Below are 7,294 nucleotides of genomic sequence, written 5' to 3' on the forward strand. Positions count from 1 at the left end.
GCGCCGGACCCCGCGGGCGACTCCGGAGACTTCCGCGACGACTTCCGAGCAGGTGGATAGACTTCGGAGACCGCCGACTCGCCATCTGTCCGGCGTTTCTCCTCCGAGACCAGCTCTCACACCCATTCGACGATCACTTCCTGGGGTTCCGGCCATGCTCACCATGCAAGACGCTCTCCTCGCGCTGACGCGGTACTGGACCGAGCAGGGATGCATGGTGGTGCAGCCCATGAACACCGAGGTCGGGGCGGGCACCCTGAACCCGGCGACCGCGCTGCGCGTGCTGGGGCCCGAGCCGTGGCGGGTGGCCTACGTCGAGCCGAGCGTCCGGCCCGACGACTCCCGTTACGGCGACAACCCGAACCGGCTGCAGACGCACACCCAGTTCCAGGTGATCCTCAAGCCCGAGCCGGGCGACCCGCAGGAGCTCTACCTCGGCAGCCTCAGGGCTCTGGGCATCGACATCGACCGGCACGACGTCCGCTTCGTGGAGGACAACTGGGCGTCCCCGGCGCTCGGGGCGTGGGGGCTCGGCTGGGAGGTGTGGCTGGACGGCCTGGAGATCACCCAGTTCACCTACTTCCAGCAGGCCGGCGGCATGACGCTGGACCCGGTGTCGGTGGAGATCACCTACGGGATGGAGCGCATCATCATGGCGCTCCAGGGCGTGGACCACTTCAAGGACATCGCCTACGCGCCCGGCATCTCCTACGGCGAGGCGTTCGGCCAGGCCGAGTACGAGATGAGCCGCTACTACCTCGACGACGCCGACGTCACCGCGCAGCGCGGCCTCTTCGAGGCGTACGCGGCGGAGGCCGACCGGCTGGTCGAGGCGCGCCTGCCCGTCCCCGCCCACACGTACGTGCTGAAGTGCTCCCAGGCGTTCAACGTCCTGGACTCACGCGGGGCGATCTCCACGACCGAGCGGGCCCAGGCGTTCGCCCGGATGCGCAGGCTCGCTCACAGCGTCGCCAAGCTCTGGGTGGAGCGCCGCGCCGAGCTGGGCTACCCGCTCGGCGGCGTGGACGTCCCGCCCGCCGCGGCGGCGACCGCGGAGGGCCCGCGGGCCGGCACGGACCAGACGCTCGCCTTCGAGATCGGCGTCGAGGAGCTGCCGCCCGCCGAGACGACCCGGGCCGCCGACGCCGTACGGCAGGCGCTCACCGAGAAGCTGGCCGCCACGCGGCTGCGGCACGGGTCCGTCACCGTGATGTCCTCGCCGCGGCGCATCGTGGCGCTCGTCGAGGACATCGCGCCTCGCGAGGACGACGACGAGCAGACCGTCCGCGGTCCGCGCCTGTCGGCGGCCTACGACGCCGACGGCGCTCCGACCAGGGCGGCGCAGGGCTTCGCGCGCGGCCAGGGCATCGACGTCGCCGAGCTGGCGCCCCTGAGCGCCGGCGGCGGCGAGTACGTGGGATACGTCAAGCACGTCCCCGGCCGTCCCGCCGGAGAGGTGCTCGCCACGATCCTGCCGGAGATCGTCACCGGACTGCGCGCCGAGAAGAACATGCGCTGGCGCTCACCGGGCCTGTCCTACAGCCGCCCGATCCGCTGGATCACCGCGCTGCTGGGCGCGGAGGTCGTGCCGTTCACGGTCGCCGACCTGGCCTCCGGCCGGTCCAGCCGCGTGCACCGCACCGCCGCCGAACCCGTCATCACCCTCGGCACCGCGACCGGCTACGTGGAGACGCTGCGCCGCCACGCGATCGAACCCGACGCCGCCGTACGGCGCGACGACATCGTCGCGCAGGCGGCCCGGCTGGCCGAGAGCGCGGGCGGAAGGGTCGACTTCGAGGCCGAGAGCGCGCTCGTGGACGAGGTCACGAACCTGGTCGAGGCGCCCGTCGCGATCCTGGGGACGTTCGACGAGAAGTATCTGGAGCTTCCGGCGGCGATCCTGACGACCGTCATGAAGAAGCACCAGCGCTACTTCCCGGTCCTGGACGGCGACGGCCGGCTGCTGAACCGGTTCGTGACCATCGCCAACGGCGAGTGCGACCACGACGCGGTGCGGGCCGGGAACGGAGCGGTCCTGCGCGCCCGCTACGAGGACGCCGGGTTCTTCTGGCGCAACGACCTCGCGACCCCGCTCGCCGAGATGAAGGGGCGTCTGGCGCGGCTCACCTTCGAGACCCGGCTGGGCTCGGTCGCCGAACGCGCCGAACGCGTCGACGCGATCGCCTCGGACCTGGCCGCGCGGGTACGGCTCGACGGGGACGACGCCGAGACGCTGCGCCGGGCCGGCCGGCTCGCCAAGTTCGATCTGGGGTCCGAGCTCGTCATCGAGCTGTCCAGCCTCGCCGGGGTGATGGCCCGCGAGTACGCGCGCCAGGCCGGCGAGCCGGACGCCGTCGCCGAAGCCCTGTACGAGATGGAGCTTCCGCGCCAGGCGGGCGACGCGCTGCCGCGGAGCCGTCCCGGGGCGCTGCTCGCGCTCGCCGACCGGTTCGACCTGCTGGCGGGGCTGTTCGCGATCGGCTCCGAACCGACCGGGAGCTCCGATCCGTTCGGGCTCCGGCGGGCGGCCCTCGGAGTGATCAACATCCTGCGGGCCCATCCCGGTCTGGAGGGCCTCACGCTGCGGGAAGCGCTCGCGATCGCCGCGAGCCACCAGCCTGTCCCCACGGACGCCCGCCTGCCCGGCCAGGTGCTGGACTTCGTCAGGCGCCGGTTCGAGCAGCTCATGCTCGAACAGGGCCACCCCGCCGCGAACATCCGGGCCGTCGCCGGCCTCGTCGACAGCCCCGTCCGCGCCGAGCGGACCCTCGACCACCTCGCCGCCCTGTCGGGGACCCCGGACTTCCAGGAGCTCGAAGCCGCGGTCCAGCGCATCCGCCGCATCATCCCGGCCGGCGCCACGCCCGGTTACGACCCGGCGCTGTTCGACAGCCCGGCGGAAGAGGCACTGGCGACCGCCCTGGAGAAGGCCCACGCGGGCCTGCGCGGGGAGGGCGACCTGCGGCGCTTCGCCGCCGAGGCGGCCGTCGTCGTCCATCCGGTCACCGTGTTCTTCGACGAGGTGCTGGTCATGGCGGACGACCCGGCCGTCAGAGCCAACCGGCTCGGTCTCCTCGCCGCCGTCCACGACCTGGCCGACGGCTACCTGGACTGGAAGGAGCTTTCCTGAGAGGTCCCGGGTCGGGACCTCCGTCCCGTTGCCCGCCGGTCCGGCGTCTCCCACCATGTTCGAATGACTCATCAGCGATGGCCGTGGGCGATCCCGGGACTGTGCTGCGCGGCGGTCGCGGCCGGTGTCGCCCCGCGCGGCCTGAGCACAGCCCTGGAGGAACGCGGGACGCGCTGAGCGAGCCGGCCTTCCCCCGGTAGTTCGTAATGCAAAGCATGGCGGGTAACGTGGGCCCATGACTTCCGACGCCCTCGTGGATGCCCTCGTCCGCAACACCTTCCAGGTGGTGGGCGTGCTCACCCGCATCGGAGCCGAGCGCGACCTCTCACTCACCCAGCTGCGGGTCCTCGGCATCCTCCGCGACCGCCGCCCGCGCATGACCGAGCTCGCCGCGTTCCTCGGCCTGGACAAATCAACCCTGTCCGGCCTCATCGACCGTGCCGAACGCCGGGGGCTGGTGGCCAGGGGTAAAAACCCCCAGGACCGCCGCGTCGTCGACGTGTTCCTCACCCCCGCCGGCCTGGAGCTGGCGGAGCAGATGTACGGCGAGGTCCGACACGCACTGACACCTGCGATAAACCGGCTCGACCCGCAGGACCGCGACCAGCTCGTCCAGCTGCTGCACGCCGTCATGCACTCCCCCGGCTGAGGCCGTCCTCTCCCGACGGTTCACCCCGGGATCGGTGTTCGATCCCGGGGTGATGTCGGATCGCGTCAGGCGAGGACGGCTTCGCCGGTGATCAGGAGTTCCACTCGCCGGTCATCTCGACGTAGTTCTCGCCACGGACCTTCTTGCCGTCGTACTTACCGGTGAAAGTCGCCGCGGCCTCCAGGTAGCCGCTCCCGTCGGGAGTCTCGATCTCCTGGTCCGGGTTTCCGGTGACCCGCACGTCGAGCTCGGAGCGCAGGGCGGGGATGCGGATGCGCCAGCGAGTGGGATAGGTCTGACCGGTGGCCGGACTGGTCCACTGCCGGGAGGCGCCCTGCGCGAGCGGCTCGACGTCGACCACCTCGTAGGAGCCGTCCGGATGGAGGACCGTCGCCCAGCTGTCCTTGGATTCGGCGCCGATCGTGTCCCAGATGGCGACCTTGTCGCCATTGGGCATGCTGAGGTTCATCCACGTCCACCTGGTCAGCGACGTCGGCATCTCGCCCCATTGCCTGTCCAGCCAGGAGGTGCCGCTGACCTTGTGCTTCTTGCCGTCGACGACGAGCGTTCCGGACGTCTGCATATCCGGGAGTGCGAACTCGTAGTTCGGCACGCCGTCGGCCAGGTTGAAGACGCCGGTCGACGCGTAGTTCATGGCGGGGCCGGTGGGCGCCATCTGGACATCGAGAGATCCCCAAGGCGTCTCGACCTGCACCGACTGGCGGACGGTGTCACCCGTCCAGCTCAGCCCCGGTGCCTTGATGTCGAGCTTGCCCTCGCTCCACCGATAGTCCTCCGGCTTGACCATCGTGTCGTAGTCCTTGTACCACCCGGTGGTCTTGTTGATCACCGAGAACGTCCAGCGGTACGCGGCCTCGGCCCTGCTCGGGAGGATGCGCGTGTGGACCTGAAGACCGAACTCCTGACCGTTCGCCTTCAACGAGCCGATGAAGTAGATCGAGTCGAACCAGGTCGGCTTGGGCCCGGGCGCGTGCCGTCCCAGGTCGGCCGCGGGATCGACCACGGCCGGGATCCCTGATGTGGCGGAGCGGGCGGCCGGTGCCGCGGACGGGGCGGCCGCCTGAGCCGGAGAGCCGGCGAACGTACAGAACGCCAGAGCCGCTGCCGCGGTGACCAGGGCTGCCGATCGGCCCTTGGTCCGGATTGCGGGCATGAGGATTCCTCCTTGCATCAGGGGCGGACGAGGCCGTCGCTCGCCCACCGGCGCCGGCCGGCAGAGCGGCGGATGATCATCATCGCCGCGGAGTCGCCCCTGGCCGGGCTGTTAGTTTGTAATACCAACAACTTCATAATGGTTGGCAATCCAAACAATGTCAAGCGCTCCGAGGACCGCGCACCAGGCGCCGGTGCAGCATCGAGCCGAGCGTCGACCTCCGCCACGGGCCCCACCCTCGGAAGAACTCACGCGAGGACAATCCCTCACAAAACTCCCCCGAGAACCCGGGCGAGTGTGTCGAGCGCGGCCGGATACACATGCTCGCGCGGCGTGCCGTACCCGACGATGATCGCCTGCGGGTGGTCTCCGGGACGGTGCCAGTGGCCGCCCAGGCTCCCCAGCGCCACGCCCCGCGCCGAGGCGTGAGCGAGCGTCTCCTGCTCGCCGGGCCCGTCGGCGGGCAGGGTGACCATCGCGTGGAGCCCCGCCGCGATGCCGTGGACGGCCAGACCGGGGATGGAGCCCAGACGGGCCAGCAGAAGGTCCCGGCGGCGCCGGTAGTGCAGGCGGCAGGCGCGGATGTGCCGGTCGTAGACATGCGTGGTGATCAGGTCCGCGAGCGCCAGCTGCCCGACCGCCTCGGTGTGATGGTCGAGGTGCAGCTTGGCGTCCACCACCGGCTCGACGAGGCGGTGCGGCAGCGCCATCCAGCCCAGTCGCAGAGCGGGCCCGAGGGTCTTGGACGCACTGCCCAGGTAGGCGACGTGGTCGGGCGCCATGCCCTGGAGGGCGCCGACGGGCTGGCGGTCGTAGCGGAACTCGCCGTCGTAGTCGTCCTCGACGATCAGGCCGTCGTGGGCGCGCGCCCACTCGGTGAGGGCGCGGCGGCGGGCCGGGTGCAGGGTGACCCCGGTCGGATACTGGTGGGCCGGGGTCACCACGACCGCGCCCACCCTCTCGTGGTCGCTCAGCAGGTCGGGACGGGCCCCGCGGCCGTCCACCGGGAGCGCGACGACGGCCGGCCCGGCCCGCCGGACCACCTCCCGGTGAAAACCCAGCCCCGGGTCCTCCATGGCGATCGCGGCCGTCCCGGCGTCGCCGAGCACCCGGGCCAGCAGGGCCAGGCCCTGGACGTAGCCGGAGGTGATCACGATCTGCCCGGGGGTCGCGAGCACGCCGCGGGTCCGTCCCAGGTATTCGGCCAGCGCGACGCGGAGCTCGATCCGCCCGCGCGGATCGCCGTAGTCGTAGGCCTCGGCCGACGTCGCGGCGAGCGCGCGGCGGGTGGAGCGCACCCATGCCTCCGCGGGGAAGGTGCCCACGTCGGGGCTGCCCGGCCGCAGGTCGTAGCGGGGCGCGACGGCATCCTGCCGTGGCGGCGGCGCGGGTGCCGGACGGCGGGTGAGGTCGGCGACCGTGGTGCCGGACCCCCGGCGGGCGGTCAGGTAGCCCTCGGCGATCAGTTGGTCGTAGGCGGCGCTCACCGTGCCGCGGGACAGGCCGAGCTCGGCGGCCAGCTTGCGGGTCGAGGGCATCCGGGCCCCGGGCGCGAGCCGTCCGGCACGGACGGCGTCGCGCAGGGCGTGCTCCAGACCGGACCGGCGGCCGGTCGCGGGGTCGAGTTCCAGATACAGGTCGACGCCGAAAGTGGTCCAAAATTCTGACACGATATTGGATCTTATTGCAGGTCCAGTGCTTCTCTAGGCTCACTGACATGACCACGACCGACCCTTCCCCCGTCCGCCTGGCGGTGGACGAGCTCGCCCCGCACGTCAACCGGGCGATGAACGCGCTGGACACGGCCTCCAGGCAGACCGGGCTGGAGGCCTCCCTGCTGGAGCTGGTCAGGGCCCGCGCCTCGCAGCTCAACGGCTGCGCCTACTGCGTCGACATGCACACCCGGGACGCCCGGAAGGGCGGCGAGAGCGAGCAGCGGCTGTTCGCCCTCCCGGTGTGGCGGGAGACGCCGTTCTTCACCGACCGGGAACGCGCGGCGCTGGAACTGACCGAGGCGGGCACCCGGCTCACCGACGGGCCCGTCTCCGACGAGGTGTACGGGCGGGCCGCGGCCGAGTTCACCGAGACCGAGCTGGCCGAGCTCATCTGGACGATCACGGTGATCAACGCGTGGAACCGGCTGGGCGCCATCGCCCGCCCCTGGCCCCTGGCGTGACCGCACCGGGCGGCGGCCGGCCCTGAAACAGCCGGTCGAGCAGGCCGCCGCCCCGGCTCGGCGCGGACCCCGGCCCTGAAACAACCGGTCGAGCAGGCCGCCGCCCCGGCTCGGCGCGGACCCCGGCCCCGGACTCCGCGAAGCGCGCCTCACCCCCCTTCGTGA

Annotated in this window: 5 protein-coding genes; 3 read left to right on the forward strand and 2 right to left on the reverse strand. The window is 71.8% G+C overall.

Features of this window, described 5'->3' with window-relative positions; translation table 11 throughout:
* The first annotated feature begins 163 nt into the window (after positions 1-163).
* Together CA984_RS41460 and CA984_RS41465 are read left to right on the forward strand one after the other, a co-directional pair.
* Positions 164-3,130, forward strand: a complete 2,967-nt coding sequence (locus CA984_RS41460) for a glycine--tRNA ligase (RefSeq protein WP_242676467.1) — start codon at positions 164-166, stop codon at positions 3,128-3,130.
* A 235-nt stretch (positions 3,131-3,365) separates the two neighbouring features.
* Positions 3,366-3,779 carry a MarR family winged helix-turn-helix transcriptional regulator gene (locus CA984_RS41465; RefSeq protein ID WP_086578810.1) on the forward strand — a complete coding sequence of 138 codons (414 nt, stop codon included), beginning with the start codon at positions 3,366-3,368 and terminating at the stop codon, positions 3,777-3,779.
* Between the two features lie 91 nt (positions 3,780-3,870).
* On the opposite strand, the gene CA984_RS41470 is transcribed toward CA984_RS41465, so the two are convergent.
* Positions 3,871-4,953: a lipocalin family protein gene (locus tag CA984_RS41470; protein WP_086578811.1), complete on the reverse strand. Its 1,083-nt coding sequence runs from the start codon at positions 4,951-4,953 to the stop codon at positions 3,871-3,873.
* A gap of 266 nt (positions 4,954-5,219) precedes the next feature.
* A complete protein-coding gene (gene pdxR, locus CA984_RS41475) occupies positions 5,220-6,623 on the reverse strand; it encodes a MocR-like pyridoxine biosynthesis transcription factor PdxR (protein WP_086578812.1) in 1,404 nt (467 codons plus the stop codon).
* A 47-nt stretch (positions 6,624-6,670) separates the two neighbouring features.
* Between pdxR and CA984_RS41480 the strand changes: the two genes are divergently transcribed.
* Positions 6,671-7,129, forward strand: coding sequence for a carboxymuconolactone decarboxylase family protein (locus tag CA984_RS41480; protein ID WP_086578813.1), 459 nt, complete (start codon positions 6,671-6,673; stop codon positions 7,127-7,129).
* Positions 7,130-7,294 lie beyond the last annotated feature (165 nt).

The sequence above is a fragment of the Streptosporangium minutum genome (assembly GCF_002149035.1).
GTDB classification, from domain to species: domain Bacteria; phylum Actinomycetota; class Actinomycetes; order Streptosporangiales; family Streptosporangiaceae; genus Streptosporangium; species Streptosporangium minutum.

Bases quoted from the DNA above. Each gene is read 5' to 3' on its own strand.
- CA984_RS41460 (WP_242676467.1), top strand. From the start codon at position 164: ATGCAAGACGCTCTCCTCGCGCTGACGCGGTACTGGACCGAGCAGGGA.
- CA984_RS41465 (WP_086578810.1), top strand. From the start codon at position 3,366: ATGACTTCCGACGCCCTCGTGGATGCCCTCGTCCGCAACACCTTCCAG.
- CA984_RS41470 (WP_086578811.1), bottom strand. From the start codon at position 4,953: ATGCCCGCAATCCGGACCAAGGGCCGATCGGCAGCCCTGGTCACCGCG.
- CA984_RS41480 (WP_086578813.1), top strand. From the start codon at position 6,671: ATGACCACGACCGACCCTTCCCCCGTCCGCCTGGCGGTGGACGAGCTC.